The organism is Rossellomorea aquimaris, assembly GCF_001877785.1.
GTDB classification, from domain to species: Bacteria; Bacillota; Bacilli; order Bacillales; family Bacillaceae_B; genus Rossellomorea; species Rossellomorea aquimaris_A.
Genome location: NZ_MINN01000023.1, coordinates 1 through 240, shown reverse-complemented (window position 1 = coordinate 240; position 240 = coordinate 1). Strand labels below are relative to the sequence as shown.

1 rRNA gene is annotated in these 240 nt (G+C 47.5%); it reads left to right on the top strand.

What is annotated here, in order from left to right:
- Positions 1-240: ribosomal RNA gene (locus BHE18_RS01070) — 23S ribosomal RNA — on the top strand; the annotation flags it as partial.

Below are 240 nucleotides of genomic sequence, written 5' to 3'. Positions count from 1 at the left end.
TATTCAAGTATGCATACTTGAATACATAGAGTATGGAAGGCAGACCCAGGGAACTGAAACATCTAAGTACCTGGAGGAAGAGAAAGCAAATGCGATTCCCTGAGTAGCGGCGAGCGAAACGGGCTGTAGCCCAAACCAAGAGGCTTGCCCCTCGGGGCTGTAGGAAACTCTATACGGAGACACAAAAGAAAGGAGTAAACGAAGAAGTCTGGAAAGGACAGTCAAAAAAGCGAACAACCC